13 protein-coding genes are annotated in these 13,377 nt (G+C 65.7%); 9 read left to right on the top strand and 4 right to left on the bottom strand.

The window, feature by feature from the left end; genetic code table 11:
* Position 1: 1 nt before the first annotated feature.
* From gap to HF690_RS05010, 3 genes are all read right to left on the bottom strand, one after another.
* A complete protein-coding gene (gene gap / locus HF690_RS05020; protein ID WP_113064341.1) occupies positions 2-1,015 on the bottom strand; it encodes a type I glyceraldehyde-3-phosphate dehydrogenase in 1,014 nt (337 codons plus the stop codon).
* Between the two features lie 121 nt (positions 1,016-1,136).
* Positions 1,137-1,583: a protein tyrosine phosphatase family protein gene (locus HF690_RS05015; protein WP_113064342.1), complete on the bottom strand. Its 447-nt coding sequence runs from the start codon at positions 1,581-1,583 to the stop codon at positions 1,137-1,139.
* A 25-nt stretch (positions 1,584-1,608) separates the two neighbouring features.
* Positions 1,609-1,929, bottom strand: a complete 321-nt coding sequence (locus tag HF690_RS05010) for an ArsR/SmtB family transcription factor (protein WP_113064343.1) — start codon at positions 1,927-1,929, stop codon at positions 1,609-1,611.
* 213 nt (positions 1,930-2,142) lie between these two features.
* On the opposite strand from HF690_RS05010, the gene HF690_RS05005 reads away from it, so the two are divergent.
* From HF690_RS05005 to HF690_RS04965, 9 genes are all read left to right on the top strand, one after another.
* The gene (locus HF690_RS05005; RefSeq protein ID WP_113064344.1) at positions 2,143-3,423 is read left to right on the top strand and encodes an NAD(P)/FAD-dependent oxidoreductase; all 1,281 of its coding nucleotides are present in this window, start codon (positions 2,143-2,145) and stop codon (positions 3,421-3,423) included.
* A gap of 23 nt (positions 3,424-3,446) precedes the next feature.
* Complete coding sequence (locus tag HF690_RS05000; RefSeq protein ID WP_168608671.1) at positions 3,447-3,653, top strand: YgaP family membrane protein; 207 nt, start codon at positions 3,447-3,449, stop codon at positions 3,651-3,653.
* A 54-nt stretch (positions 3,654-3,707) separates the two neighbouring features.
* A complete protein-coding gene (locus HF690_RS04995; RefSeq protein ID WP_240151592.1) occupies positions 3,708-4,790 on the top strand; it encodes an efflux RND transporter periplasmic adaptor subunit in 1,083 nt (360 codons plus the stop codon).
* The gene (locus HF690_RS04990; RefSeq protein ID WP_168608669.1) at positions 4,787-8,050 is read left to right on the top strand and encodes an efflux RND transporter permease subunit; all 3,264 of its coding nucleotides are present in this window, start codon (positions 4,787-4,789) and stop codon (positions 8,048-8,050) included. Before HF690_RS04995 ends, HF690_RS04990 begins: the two co-directional genes overlap by 4 nt.
* Positions 8,051-8,052: 2 nt before the next feature.
* Positions 8,053-8,505, top strand: a complete 453-nt coding sequence (locus HF690_RS04985; protein ID WP_168608668.1) for an OsmC family protein — start codon at positions 8,053-8,055, stop codon at positions 8,503-8,505.
* A 71-nt stretch (positions 8,506-8,576) separates the two neighbouring features.
* On the top strand, positions 8,577-9,437 hold the full coding sequence (locus tag HF690_RS04980) for a S1/P1 nuclease (protein WP_205300797.1): 861 nt from the start codon (positions 8,577-8,579) through the stop codon (positions 9,435-9,437).
* 65 nt (positions 9,438-9,502) lie between these two features.
* On the top strand, positions 9,503-10,969 hold the full coding sequence (gene pyk / locus HF690_RS04975; protein ID WP_113064349.1) for a pyruvate kinase: 1,467 nt from the start codon (positions 9,503-9,505) through the stop codon (positions 10,967-10,969).
* 79 nt (positions 10,970-11,048) lie between these two features.
* Positions 11,049-11,486 (top strand): energy transducer TonB, encoded by a 438-nt coding sequence (locus HF690_RS04970; RefSeq protein WP_168608667.1) that lies wholly within the window; start codon positions 11,049-11,051, stop codon positions 11,484-11,486.
* Positions 11,487-11,634: 148 nt separating this feature from the next.
* Positions 11,635-12,639, top strand: a complete 1,005-nt coding sequence (locus tag HF690_RS04965) for a class I fructose-bisphosphate aldolase (RefSeq protein ID WP_168608666.1) — start codon at positions 11,635-11,637, stop codon at positions 12,637-12,639.
* An 84-nt stretch (positions 12,640-12,723) separates the two neighbouring features.
* On the opposite strand, the gene HF690_RS04960 is transcribed toward HF690_RS04965, so the two are convergent.
* The gene (locus HF690_RS04960; protein ID WP_240151591.1) at positions 12,724-13,335 is read right to left on the bottom strand and encodes an outer membrane beta-barrel protein; all 612 of its coding nucleotides are present in this window, start codon (positions 13,333-13,335) and stop codon (positions 12,724-12,726) included.
* Positions 13,336-13,377: the final 42 nt, after the last annotated feature.

The raw sequence follows: 13,377 nt of genomic DNA, 5'->3' as shown, positions 1-13,377 counted from the left end.
CTCAGCCGGCGTTGACCAGCGCCACCGTCATGTCGAGCATGCGGTTGGAGAAGCCCCACTCGTTGTCGTACCACGACAGGACCTTGACCAGGGTGCCGTCCATGACGCGGGTCTGCGTGGCGTCGTAGGTGGACGAAGCCGGGTTGTGGTTGAAGTCGACCGACACCAGTGGCTTGGTGTTGACGCCGAGGATGCCCTTCAGCGGACCGTCCGCAGCCGCCTGGATCACGCTGTCGATCTCTTCCTTGGTGGTTTCGCGCGCGGCGACGAAGGACAGGTCGACGACCGACACGTTGATGGTCGGCACGCGCATGGCGAAGCCGTCCAGCTTGCCGTTCAGTTCCGGCAGCACCAGGCCGACCGCGGCGGCGGCGCCGGTCTTGGCCGGAATCTGGCTCATGGTGGCCGAGCGGGCGCGGCGCAGGTCCTTGTGGAAGACGTCGGTCAGCACCTGATCATTGGTGTAGGCGTGGATGGTGGTCATCAGGCCGTGCACGATGCCGATGCCGTCGTGCAGCGTCTTCGCCAGCGGCGCCAGGCAGTTGGTGGTGCAGCTGGCGTTGGAGATGACCTGATGGTCGGCGGTCAGCTGGTCGTGGTTGACGCCGTAGACGAAGGTGCCGTCGATGTCCTTGCCGCCCGGCGCGGAGATGATGACCTTCTTGGCGCCCGCGGCGATGTGCGCGCCGGCCTTTTCCTTGGTGGTGAACAGACCGGTGCATTCCAGCACCACGTCCACACCCATCTCGCCCCACGGAAGCTTGGACGGATCGCGCTCGGCGCAGACCTTGATGCGGTCGCCGTTGACGACGATGTCGCCGCCCTCGACGCTCACCTCGCCCGGGAACTTACCGTGCGCGGTGTCGTACTGCGTCAGGTGTGCGTTGGTCTCGGCATCGCCGAGGTCGTTGACGGCGACGATCTGGATCTCGTTCGTGCGTCCGCTCTCGTAGAGCGCGCGGAGCACATTGCGACCGATGCGGCCGTAGCCGTTGATGGCAACCTTGATGGCCATGGAGCAGCTTCCTCTGATGCGGTGAAGGCGAATACGGCCCCGGAACGGACCGCGCAGATGGCCATTTTAGCCGGAACGGACCGCGCGCTCACCCCACGCGGTCCTATCGTCTCCGGACGGTTCAACCAGCCTGTAGTTTCGCGCGCACCACCGGCTCCAGTCGGTCGAGTCCGGCTTCACGACCGGTGGCGATCGCCTCGTCGACGGACTGGCCGTCGATCCATCCGGCCTTCAACGCCACCAGTGCGCCGACGCGCTGGCCGCTGGCGCAGTGGATCAGCATGCGGCTGACGTCGTGCTGCTGCGTGGCCTGCGCCAGCTTCGCGGCGGCATCGCGCGTCAGGTCGTCGGGGTTGGCGACGGGAATGTGCACATAGGTCATGCCGTGCGCCTTCACGGCGGCGGCTTCGTCCCAGCCGGCCTGTTCGGCAAGCGGGCGCAGGTTGATCACGCATTCACCTCCCTCGCGGGCGAAGGCGGCGATCTGCTCATCGGTGGGCTGGCCGCCGCAGTAGGCGCCAGCGCCGGGGCGGCACTGGTTCGGAGCAAAGTGAAATTCGTTGTTCATGCGTTCTCCGCGAGCTGGGTGTGAATCAGTTGTGCACCGGTGCGCAGAGGCCGGCCTCTGCGTCCGGCGCGCAGTAGATGCCGTACAGGGTGGCGATGATCTGCTGTGCCGGTCCGGTTTCCAGGGCGTACCAGATCGACTGCGATTCGCGCCGGGTGCGCACCAGATGGTCTTCGCGCAGACGCGCCAGATGTTGAGACAGGGCCGACTGGCTCAATTCCGGCAGCTGCTCGTTGAGTTGACCGACCGACATCTCGCCGTTGACCAGCAGGCAGAGCAAGCGCAGTCGTTGCGGATTGCCCAGCGTTTTCAGTAGCCGCGCCGCCTCATTGGCGCGTTCCTGCATATGGGTCGGGTCAAAATCGTCAGGCAGGCCCATCGGGGGCGTTCCTCGCATCAGTGTGACATCCGGCTGTGCCGGCGAGAGGGGAATTTATCACGCTTGCTAAATAAGTAAAAGCTAATTTAGAATTGATCTCACAAAACGCGGGGGATGTCGAACGCGCCCTCCGCGCAACCTGAAGTCCATTCATTCGAGTGGACGCGGAGGAGAAAAGACATGTCCAAGATCGTGGTGTTGGGGGCAGGTATCGGCGGCACGGCCGCTGCGTACGAGCTGCGCGCCGAGCTGGGCAAATCGCATGAGATCACGGTGATCGGCGATGGTCCGCGATTCAGTTTCACGCCGTCCAACCCGTGGGTCGCGGTGGGCTGGCGCCAGCCGAAAGACATCCAGATCGATATGACCGATCCGCTGGAGCGTCGCGACATCGGCTTCATCGACGTGCCGGCCGCTTCGGTGCATCCGCAGGAGAACCACCTGCTGCTGACCGACGGGCGTCGCGTGGACTACGACTATCTGGTCATCGCTACCGGCCCGAAGCTGGCCTTCGAGGAAGTGCCGGGGCTGGGGCCGGAGGGCGGTTTCACCGAGTCCATCTGCACCACGCCGCACGCCGAGGAAGCCTGGGCGAACTACCAGAAGTTCCTGGAGAATCCCGGCCCGATCGTGATCGGCGCCGTGCAGGGCGCGAGCTGCTTCGGTCCGGCCTACGAGTTCGCGATGATCATCGATGCCGACCTGCGCAAGCGCAAGTTGCGCGATCGCGTGCCGATGACCTTCGTCACCTCCGAGCCGTACATCGGCCATATGGGTCTGGGCGGTGTGGGCGATTCCAAGGGATTGATGGAGGCGGAGATGCGTCAGCGCCACATCAACTGGATCACCAACGCGCGCGTGACCGACATCGCCGAAGACAAGATGAAGGTCGATCAGGTCGACGCCGAGGGCGAGGTGGTGAAGCAGCACGAGCTGCCGTTCGCGTACTCGATGATGTTGCCGGCCTTTCTTGGCGTGGATGCCGTGCGCGGCATCGAGGGACTGGTCAATCCGCGCGGTTTCGTGCTGATCGACCCGCATCAGCGCAATCCGAGCTTCAAGAACATCTTCTCGGCAGGCGTCTGCGTGGCGATTCCGCCGGTCGAGGCCACGCCGGTGCCGACCGGCGCGCCGAAGACCGGCTTCATGATCGAGTCGATGGTGACGGCGATTGCGCACAACATCCGTGACGACATCAACGGCGGGCCGGCCGACACGCGCGCGACCTGGAATGCGATCTGCCTGGCCGACATGGGCGACACCGGCGTGGCCTTCGTGGCACTGCCGCAGATCCCGCCGCGCAACGTGACGTGGGCCAAGGTCGGCAAGTGGGTGCATCTGGCCAAGGTGGCGTTCGAGAAGTACTACCTGCGCAAGGTGCGCAACGGCAACACCGAGCCGGTGTACGAGAAATACGTGCTGAAAGCGCTGGGCATTCTGCGTCTGAAGACGCCCAGCTGACGATTCCTGCGAGGAGAACACTGATGAACATCGATCGCGTGGTTCTGGCGTTCGCCGGCACGGTGGTGCTGGTGAGCGTGGCGCTGGCGCACTTCGTGTCGCCCTGGTGGTTGCTGCTGACGCTGTTCGTCGGCGCCAATCTGTTGCAGTCGTCGTTCACGGGCTTCTGCCCGCTGGCGATGATTCTGCGCAAGCTGGGCGTAAGGGCCGGGTGCGCGTTTCCGCGTTGAGTTGTTATTGGCGGCCGCTGTCGGTCCGCGTACATGATTGAAAGGATGAATCCGATGATCCGCAGCACACGACTGGCGCTCGCCGCGCTGTTGCTGACCGCGCTGGCCGGCTGTGGCGACAAGACGTCGCCGCAGACGGCCTCGTCGCGCGCGCCTTCGCTGTCCACCGTGGTGGTCAAGCCGGAGACCGCGCATCGCGAACAGGTCTGGGACGGCGTGGTCGAGGCCGTCAACGAGGTCACGCTGACGGCGCAGACCAACGCGCGCGTGCTGGAACTGCCGTACGACGTCGGCGACACCGTGGCCAAGGGCGACGTGCTGGTGCGTTTCACCGACATCGAGCAGAAGTCGGTGCGCCGCGCCGCGCAGGCGCAGATCGCCTCCGCGCAGGCGAACTTCCGCAATGCCGAGGCGCAGTACAAGCGCATCGCCGAGGTCTTTTCGAAGGGCCTGGTCGCGCGTTCGGATCTGGATCAGGCGCGGATGCAGCGCGACGCCGCGCAGGCGGCGCTGCACGCCGCCCGCGCGCAGTACAGCGAGGCGGGTCAGCAGGTCGACTACACCGTCATCCGCGCACCGTACGCGGGCATCATCACGCATCGCTACGTGCATGTGGGCGAGGCCGTGCAGGCGGGGCCTCCTTCGCCGCAGCCGCTGATCGGACTGGAGTCGCTGAAGGATCTGCGGGTGACGGTGCAGGTGCCGCAGAGCGCCGTCGACGCGATCCGCAACCATCATCATGCCGAGATCATGCTGGGCGACGGCAAGCGCCTGGCGGCGAGCAAGGTCATCGTGTTTCCGTACGCCGACCCGAAGACGCACACCTTCAACGTGCGTCTGCTGCTGGACGGCTCGCATGCATCGCTGTATCCGGGCATGACCGTGAAGGTGGCCTTCGCGGTGGGCGCCGCGCAGCGTCTGCTGGTACCGGTCGCAGCGCTCTGGCATCAGGGCGAGATGACCGGGGTGTATGTGGTGCAGGGCGATAGCGTGCGCCTGATGCAGGTGCGCGTCGGCGAGCGCTTCGGCTCGCGTGTGGAGGTCGTGTCCGGCCTGGCGCCGAACCAGCATGTCGCCACCGATCCGGCGGCGGCGGCGCGGTACCTGTCCAGCGAGCGCGCGGAGCCGAAGGCATGAAGGGCGGACTGGGCTTCTCCGGACGCATCGCGCGCGCCTTCCAGAACTCGCCGTTGACGCCGATCCTGGCGCTGGCGGCGCTGTTGCTGGGCCTGACTGCGGCAATCATCACGCCGCGCGAGGAAGAGCCGCAGATCGACGTCACCATGGCCAACGTGATGGTGCCGTTTCCCGGCGCCGACGTGCATGACGTCGAGAATCTGGTGACCTACCCGCTGGAGAAGAAGCTCTCCGAACTGCAGGGCATCAAGCACGTGTATTCGGTCAGCCGTCCCGGCATGGCCATGATCACGGTCGAGTTCAAGGTCGGCGTGCCGCGCCAGACCGCCATCGTTCGGCTGTACAACCAGGTTTTCCAGAACCGTGATTTTGTGCCGAAAGGGCTGGGCGTCGGGCAGCCGCTGATCCGGCCCATGGGCATCGACGACGTGCCGGTGATGGGGCTGACGCTGTGGAGTGACGATCCGCACCAGAGTCCGACCCAGTTGGCCGAGGTCGCGCATTCGCTGGAGACCGTGCTCAAGCGCATCAAGGGCACGCGTGACGTCTACACCATCGGCGCGCCCGACCGTGCGGTGGTGGTGCAGCTCGATCCCGCGCGATTGGCTTCGTACGGCTTGTCGGTCAACGATCTGTCCTCGGCGCTGAAGGCGGCCAATCTGGTCACCCAGGCCGGCGACCGGGTCAGCCACGATCGCGACATTCCGGTCACCGCCGGCACTTTCCTGGCTGATGCCCATCAGATTCGCCATCTGGTCATCGGCCTGCATCACGGGCAGCCGGTGTTCCTGTCCGATGTCGCCAGCATCCATCGTGGCGCGGACCTGCCTTCCAGCTATGTCTGGTACGGCGCGCCGAAGGGGCGGGCCGGGCCGGCCACCGGCAGCGCCCCGGCGGTCACCATCGCCGTGGCCAAGAAAGCCGGTACCAATGCGGCCGACATCACCACAGCCATCCGCGCGCGACTGAAGGCACTGCGCGGGGTGGTGATTCCCGACAACATGCACGTCACGGTCACACGTGACTATGGCCGCACTGCCACGGACAAGGCCGACAAGCTCATCCACAAACTGATCTTCGCCACGCTTTCGGTGGTGCTGCTGGTGCTGATGACGCTCGGCTGGCGCGAGGCCATCGTGGTCGGCAGCGCCGTCATCATCACGCTGATGCTGACCCTGTTCGCGTCATGGGGGATGGGCTTCACCATCAACCGTGTGTCGCTGTTCGCGCTGATCTTCTCCATTGGCATCCTGGTCGACGACGCCATCGTCGTGGTGGAGAACATCCATCGGCACATGGCGCTGGGCGGACGAAGTCTGCGTCAGGCGATTCCGGAGGCGGTGTCCGAGGTCGGCGGGCCGACCATCCTGGCCACCTTCACCGTGATCGCGGCGCTGTTGCCGATGGCCTTCGTGTCCGGCCTGATGGGGCCGTACATGCGGCCGATCCCGATCAACGCCTCGGCCGGCATGCTGCTGTCGCTGGCGGTGGCGCTGATCGTCACGCCGTGGCTGGCGCTGAAGCTGCTGCGCCATCACAAGCACGAATCGTCCGAAGGCGGCAGTGACGGCGATCACCATGTCGCTGCGCCCAAGGGCAGTCGTCTGCACCGGCTGTTCCATCGCCTGATGCACCCGTTTGTCTCCGGCGAGCGCGCGGCACGCCGCCGCCGGGTCCTGTTCGCGGTCATGGGGGCGCTGGTGCTCGGTGCGGCTGGACTGGTCGTGGTCAAGGCGGTGATCCTGAAGATGCTGCCGTTCGACAACAAGTCCGAATTCCAGATCGTGGTCGACATGCCCGAGGGCACCACGCTGGAGACCACCAACGCGCTGCTCGGCGATCTGTCGCGGGTCATCGCCAAGGTGCCGGAGGTGAAGGCCTACCAGGGCTATGCGGGCACGGCGTCGCCGATCACCTTCAACGGACTGGTGCGCCAGTATTACTTGCGGCGCGGCCCGATCGTCGGCGATCTGCAGGTCGAGTTGGTCAACAAGCACGAGCGTGACCGCCAGAGCCACGAGATCGCGTTGGCCGTGCGTCCCGCGCTACAGAAGATCGCCAAGCGGTTCGGCGCTTCGCTGAAGGTGGTGGAGGTGCCGCCGGGACCGCCGGTGGTGGCGCCCATCGTGGCCGAGGTCTACGGCCCCGACTACACGTCCGTGCGCAAGGTGGCGCGGGGGCTGGAGAAGGACTTCAAGGCCAACCCGGACATCGTCGACGTCGACACCAGCGTCGAGGCCGATTCGCCGCGCGAGATCGTGGTGGTCGATCGCGCCCGCGCCGCGCGACTGGGTCTGAGCCAGGCCGCCATTGCGCAGACCCTGCGCACGGCATTGTCCGGCGAGGACGCCACGTATGTGATGGATGGGCACGCCCGCTACGCCGTGCCGGTGCGCTTGCGCCTGTCCGCCGCGGATCAGGCGTCGCTCAGCCATCTGCTCGCGTTACGCGTGCGTGCGCGCAGCGGCAAGCTGGTGCCGCTGTCGGAAGTGGTTTCGGTGCGCAAGGCGAACTGGGAGAAGGCGATCTACCACAAGGATCTGCTGCCCTACGCCTACGTCACCGGTGACGACGCCGGTGCTACCGACAGTCCGCTGTACGGCATGTTCTCGCTGGTCGGCAAGCTCGACGACAGCAAGATCGATGGCCACAAACTGTCGCAGTACTTCATCGATCAGCCGCCCAGCACCACGCACTACGCGGTGAAGTGGGACGGCGAGTGGCAGATCACCTACGAGACCTTCCGCGACATGGGCATCGCCTATTCGGTGGGTCTGATCCTGATTTACCTGCTGGTGGTCGGTCAGTTCCGCAGCTACGTGGTGCCGCTCATCATCATGGCGCCGATTCCGCTGACGGTGATCGGCGTGATGCCTGGCCATGCGCTGCTGGGGGCGCAGTTCACCGCCACTTCGATGATCGGCATGATCGCGCTGGCCGGCATCATCGTGCGCAACTCGATCCTGCTGATCGACTTCATCAACCACGCGGTCAGTGCAGGACGGCCGCTCAGCGAGGCGGTGATCGACGCCGCTGCGGTGCGCGCCAAGCCGATCGTGCTGACCGGCGTGGCAGCAATGCTGGGTGGGTTCTTCATCCTGGACGATCCGATCTTCCAGGGCCTCGCGGTCTCGCTGATCTTCGGCATCCTGGTGTCGACGGTGCTGACCCTGCTGGTCATTCCGCTGTTGTACTACGCTTGGCTGCATCGCCAGGGCGAGCATCCGCGCTTGCCGGGCACTGTGGTCGAGGAGGACTGAGCATGAGTGATACGCAGACGTTCGCCCTGTCGCTGGAGCAGGTCGACAACTACGAGTTCCGCGTGCGTTTCGACGACACGTCGGTGCCCGATCTCCTCACTGACGAGTCCGCGCCGCTGGGCGGCGACGCCGGGCCGAATCCGTCGCGCCTGCTGGTCACGGCGGTGGCGAACTGTCTGGCCGCGAGCCTGCTGTTCGCCCTGCGCAAGTTCAAGAACGATCCGGGGCCGTTGCGCGCCGAGGCGAAGGCGACCATGGACCGCAACGACAAGGGGCGCTGGCGGGTGGCACGCGTGGCGGTGGACCTGCAGCTGTCCGACGCGGCCGAATCGCTCGAGCATCTGCCGCGCATCCTCGAGCAGTTCGAGGACTTCTGCATCGTCACCCAGAGCGTGCGCGAAGGGGTTGAGGTGGACGTGCGCGTCACGGACGCGCAGGGCGCCGTGGTGCACTGAACGCGCATCACGGCGGCGTCACGGGGCTGTGCAATAATCGGCCACTTGTCTCCCACCCGATCCCGTCCATCATGTTCAGACGTCTTCGTTCGCTCGCCGTGGTCGCGGGCCTGCTGCTGGCCGCTCCGGCCGCCTTTGGCTGGGGCCCCGAGGGGCATGCCATCGTCGCCGACATCGCGCAGCGTCACCTGACGCCCGCGGCTGCCGCCGAGGTCCACCAATTGCTGGCGCTGGAAGGCAAGACGCGCCTCGACCAGGTTTCTTCCTGGCCGGACGAGATCCGCCGCGATCATCCCGAGACCGGACCGTGGCATTACGTCGACATTCCGTTGCGCGCGCCGGACTACAGCCGCCGTCGCGACTGCCCGCATGGCAACTGTGTCGTCGCCAAGCTGCCGCACTTCGTGCGTGTGCTGGCAGACCGCAAGGCTTCGCCGAAGGTGCGCCTGGAGGCGCTGAAGTGGGTCGTGCATCTGGTCGGCGATATTCACCAGCCGCTGCACAACAACGATCACGACGACAAGGGCGGCAACACTGTCAAATTGGTCTACTTCGGTGAACAGACCAACCTGCACCGGATCTGGGACACCGGCATCCTGGAGCAGGCCACAGGGCTGCGCATGAAGCCGGACTACAGTTTCGATCACGCCGCCACGCGCAAGCTCGCCCTGGGCATGGATCACGACATCGGCGCCGCGCAGCGCGCGCGCTGGACGCCGGCGCATGCCTGCAAGAATATCGATGCGGAAGCCGTGCGCTGGTCCGACCATGCGCATACGCTGGCACGCGATGTCGCCTACGCCGACCTGCCCGCGCGTCGCGTCGGCGACTGGGCGAAGGGCTACCAGGCCAAGGCCTGGCCGGTGGTGCGTACGCAGCTGGAGGCCGCCGGTGTGCGTCTGGGCGCCGTGCTCAATGCCGCGCTGCGCTGAGCGCATTTTCCGAATTTCGACGTAGCAAGGCCGACACCCGATCGGCCGTTCCGCAGGACAGTTTCATGACCCAACAGATTCGCCGCACCAAGATCGTCGCCACCCTCGGTCCCGCCACGGACGCGCCCGGCATGCTCGAGGCCATTCTCGAGGTCGGCGTGGACGTCGTTCGCTTGAACCTCTCGCACGGCACGCACGACGATCATCGCAAGCGCGCCGCCGCAGTGCGTAGCGTCTCCGCTGCCGTGGGTCGCGAAGTCGGCGTGCTGGCCGACCTGCAGGGACCGAAAATCCGCATCGAGCGATTCGCCGATGGTCCGGTGCAGCTCGAGCAGGGCGCGGCCTTCGTGCTCGATTGTCGCGACGATGCGCCGCCGGGCGATGCCACGCGTGTGGGCTGCAGCTACCTCGGTCTGCCCAACGACGTGTCCGAGGGCGACATGCTGTTGCTCGACGACGGCCTGGTCGCACTCGAGGTGAAGCATGTCGAGGGCACCGAGATCCACACCGAGGTCTCTGTGCCGGGCAAGTTGTCTGATCGCAAGGGGCTGAACCGCCAGGGCGGCGGTCTCAGCGTCGACGCGTTGTCGGACAAGGACCGGGCCGACATCAAACTGGCCGCCGAGATCGGCGCCGACTTCCTTGCCGTGTCCTTCGTGCGCACCGCGCAGGACATGCACGAGGCGCGTCGCCTGCTGCGTGAAGCCGGCGGCGAAGCCTCGCTGGTGTCCAAGATCGAACGCGCCGACGCGATTCCGGTGCTGGGCGAGATCATCGAGGCCTCGGACGTGGTGATGGTGGCGCGCGGCGACCTGGGCGTGGAGATCGGCGATGCCGAACTGCCCGGTCTGCAGAAGAAGATCATCCGCGAGGCACTGCGTCTGAACCGCGCGGTCATCACCGCGACGCAGATGCTGCAGTCGATGGTCGAGGCGCCGATTCCGACCCGCGCCGAAGTGCTCGACGTGGCCAACGCCGTCATCGACGGCACGGATGCGGTGATGCTGTCGCAGGAGACCGCGGCCGGCGCGCATCCGGATCTGGCCGTGCAGGCCATGCGCCGTATCTGCCTGGGAGCCGAGCGTCAGTTCGAGCCGCAGGACGATCTGCGTGCGGAATCCCACAACCTGGATCGCAGCGATCAGGCGATCGCCCTGGCTGCGGTGTTCCTGGCCGCGCGGCTGGGGGTGCGCGCGATCGTCGCGCTGACCGAATCCGGCGCCACCGCGCAGTGGCTGTCCCGCTACCGTTTCGCGGTGCCGATCTACGCGCTGTCGCCCAGTGCCGAGGCGCGTCGCCGCATGCTGGTGCTGCGCGACGTCAAGCCGATCGCGTTCGACCATGGCCGCATGGACCCCGCGCACTCGGCGCGCGCCGCGGTGCAGAGCCTGTTCGAACTCGGCAAGCTGCAGCAGGGGGATCGCGTCATCCTCACGCACGGCGATCACACCGGTCACGGCGGCGGCACCAATACGCTGAAACTGCTTCACGTCGGGGCCCAGGGCATCGCCGAGAGTCTGAAGGACCTGTGAAGACCCATATCCCGGCTGCCGTCGCCGCGCTCCGCGCGCGCTAGACTGAAGCCGGAGATCCATCTGCCGGAGGCATGCCATGCATCGCACATCTTCTGTTCTGCTCTCGCTGATCGGCGCCATTCTGGTCGCCGCGCCCGCCTTTGCCCAGACGCGCACGGTCGCGCCGGACCGGCTGCCCGGCTATTGGAACATGACCAAGAGTCAGGTCGACGGCCAGATACCCAATGTCGGACGAAAGCTCGACCAGCCGGGCTGTGCGTCGGTCAGCTACCTGATCGGCAGCGACGGTGTACCGCGGGACGTGAAAGCGCGCAAGGTCGTGCCCGCCGACAGCGACTTCGGCGCCATCGCCGTCAGCCTGGTGCGCAATTTCCGCTACGCCGCCAGCAGCGACAACACCGCCGATGTGCCGGTGTCGACCTATTACATCGTACGTTTCAACATGCCGCGCGACGCCGCTGCGCGCGAGGCCCTGCTCGCGCGGTGCAAGCTGCCCGGTTACGACAACGGCTGAGTGGGTCGGCGGCGGCGGTGAAGTCGGTCGTCAGGAAGGTCGAGAATGGCGCCGTTCTGGCCTATAATCCGCGCCTTTCCCACCCCATCCCAGGGGTGGTGTCCACGTTGCCAAGCGGTCTGACCGCAGTCACACCGACGGAGTCGTCATGAGCATCGAAGATCTGGAAAGCATCGCGCAGGCGATGGTCGCGCCCGGCAAGGGCATCATCGCCATCGACGAATCCACCAACACCATCCGCAAGCGCCTGGAGTCGGTGAACGTGGAGAACACCGAGGAGCATCGCCGCGCCTACCGCGAGATGCTGCTGACCACGCCGGATCTGGGCGATCACATCTCCGGCGCGATTCTGTATGACGAAACCTTGCGCCAGTCCACCAAGGACGGCGTGCCGTTCACGCGGGTCATGCGCGAAGCCGGCATCATCCCGGGCATCAAGGTCGACATGGGCGCGAAGCCGCTGGCCGGGTTCCCAGGCGAGCTGGTGACCGAAGGTCTGGACGGCCTGCGCGATCGCCTGGCCGAGTACGCCAAGTTGGGTGCGCAGTTCGCCAAGTGGCGCGCTGTGATCGGCATCGACGAGGACAGCCCCAGCTCGACCTGCATCGAAGCTAACTGCCACGCTCTGGCGCGCTATGCCGCGCTGTGCCAGGAAGCCGGCATCGTGCCGATGGTCGAGCCGGAAGTACTGATGGACGGCAACCACGACATCGACCTGTGCTATGAAGTCACCGAGGCCACGCTGCGCAGCCTGTTCGGTGCGCTGTACGAGCACAACGTCATGCTGGAGGGCACGATCCTCAAGGCCAGCATGGTGATCTCTGGCAAGAACTGCGAGCAGCAGGCCAGTCGCGAGGAAGTGGCCGAGGCCACCGTGCGCTGCCTGAAGTCCACCGTGCCGGCTACGTTGCCGGGCATCGTGTTCCTGTCCGGCGGTCAGTCCGACGAGGACGCCACGGCGCATCTGAATGCCATGAATCAGATTGGTCCGCATCCGTGGCCGCTGTCGTTCTCCTACGGCCGCGCCATGCAGCAGGCGGCGTTGAAGCTGTGGGGCGAAGACATGCGCGGCAACTATGCCTCGGCGCAGAAGACCGTGGCGCAGCGCGCCCGCGAGAACGGTCTGGCCGCACTGGGTCAGTGGGAAGGCTGATCGCGTTCGATTCGATCCGGTTTTCACATAACAAAAAGGGCGGCCTGCAGGCCGCCCTTTTTGTTTTCCATCGACGCAGGTCGATCAGAAGCGGTACTCGAAGTTGACGGTGTAGACACGGTTGCCGATGTCGATGCCGTACTTCTTGATCTTGTAGTAGTCGAAGTTCACGCCGAGGCTGGTGTGGCGGCTGAAATCCACGCCCGTGCCCACGCCGGCATACCAGTCGGTGGACTGCTTGCTGTAGGAATAATGCTGCGTGGTGCCCATCACGGGAACGTCGCTTTCCTTGTAGTGCACCTTCCACATGAACAGGCCGCCGCGCGCCGAGATGTACCACATCTTGGTCGGGTTGAAATGGCCGTTCAGGCCCAGCGTCCAGCCGTCTCCGGACAGCTTGGCTTTGGCCGAGCGGTAACCGGTGCCGTACAGGTCGCTCGCGGAGAGCGAATCGGTGATGCCGCCCAGGTCGACATAACCGGCTTCGACGCCGATGAACTGGGAGCGCCAGCCGGCATTGACCTGGAAGCTGGTGTCCGAGTCACTGCCCAGGTCGTAATTGTCGTACGTCGCGTGGTAGTGGGCCGAGCCCGCGCCAGCGTTGACGAACCAACCGGTGAGATCTTTGGCCTGGGCAGATGCCGTCACGCACGCACCTGCGCACAGCAGCGCGAGCGCCGTCATTTTCTTGTTCAAGATGAATTCCCCTTATGTAGTAAGTTCCGTAAACATCCCGAC

The sequence above is a fragment of the Oleiagrimonas citrea genome (genome assembly GCF_012395255.1).
Classification (GTDB): Bacteria; Pseudomonadota; Gammaproteobacteria; order Xanthomonadales; family Rhodanobacteraceae; genus Oleiagrimonas; species Oleiagrimonas citrea.
The sequence above is the reverse complement of the archived record's forward strand: the minus strand, read 5'-3'. Positions and strand labels throughout refer to the sequence as shown.

Excerpts from the sequence above, each read along its gene's own strand:
- HF690_RS05000 (WP_168608671.1), top strand. The coding sequence starts at position 3,447 with ATGAACATCGATCGCGTGGTTCTGGCGTTCGCCGGCACGGTGGTGCTG.
- HF690_RS04995 (WP_240151592.1), top strand. The coding sequence starts at position 3,708 with ATGATCCGCAGCACACGACTGGCGCTCGCCGCGCTGTTGCTGACCGCG.
- HF690_RS04970 (WP_168608667.1), top strand. The coding sequence starts at position 11,049 with ATGCATCGCACATCTTCTGTTCTGCTCTCGCTGATCGGCGCCATTCTG.
- HF690_RS04965 (WP_168608666.1), top strand. The coding sequence starts at position 11,635 with ATGAGCATCGAAGATCTGGAAAGCATCGCGCAGGCGATGGTCGCGCCC.
- HF690_RS04990 (WP_168608669.1), top strand. The coding sequence starts at position 4,787 with ATGAAGGGCGGACTGGGCTTCTCCGGACGCATCGCGCGCGCCTTCCAG.
- HF690_RS04980 (WP_205300797.1), top strand. The coding sequence starts at position 8,577 with ATGTTCAGACGTCTTCGTTCGCTCGCCGTGGTCGCGGGCCTGCTGCTG.
- HF690_RS05010 (WP_113064343.1), bottom strand. The coding sequence starts at position 1,929 with ATGCAGGAACGCGCCAATGAGGCGGCGCGGCTACTGAAAACGCTGGGC.
- pyk (WP_113064349.1), top strand. The coding sequence starts at position 9,503 with ATGACCCAACAGATTCGCCGCACCAAGATCGTCGCCACCCTCGGTCCC.
- HF690_RS04985 (WP_168608668.1), top strand. The coding sequence starts at position 8,053 with ATGAGTGATACGCAGACGTTCGCCCTGTCGCTGGAGCAGGTCGACAAC.
- HF690_RS05005 (WP_113064344.1), top strand. The coding sequence starts at position 2,143 with ATGTCCAAGATCGTGGTGTTGGGGGCAGGTATCGGCGGCACGGCCGCT.
- gap (WP_113064341.1), bottom strand. The coding sequence starts at position 1,015 with ATGGCCATCAAGGTTGCCATCAACGGCTACGGCCGCATCGGTCGCAAT.
- HF690_RS05015 (WP_113064342.1), bottom strand. The coding sequence starts at position 1,583 with ATGAACAACGAATTTCACTTTGCTCCGAACCAGTGCCGCCCCGGCGCT.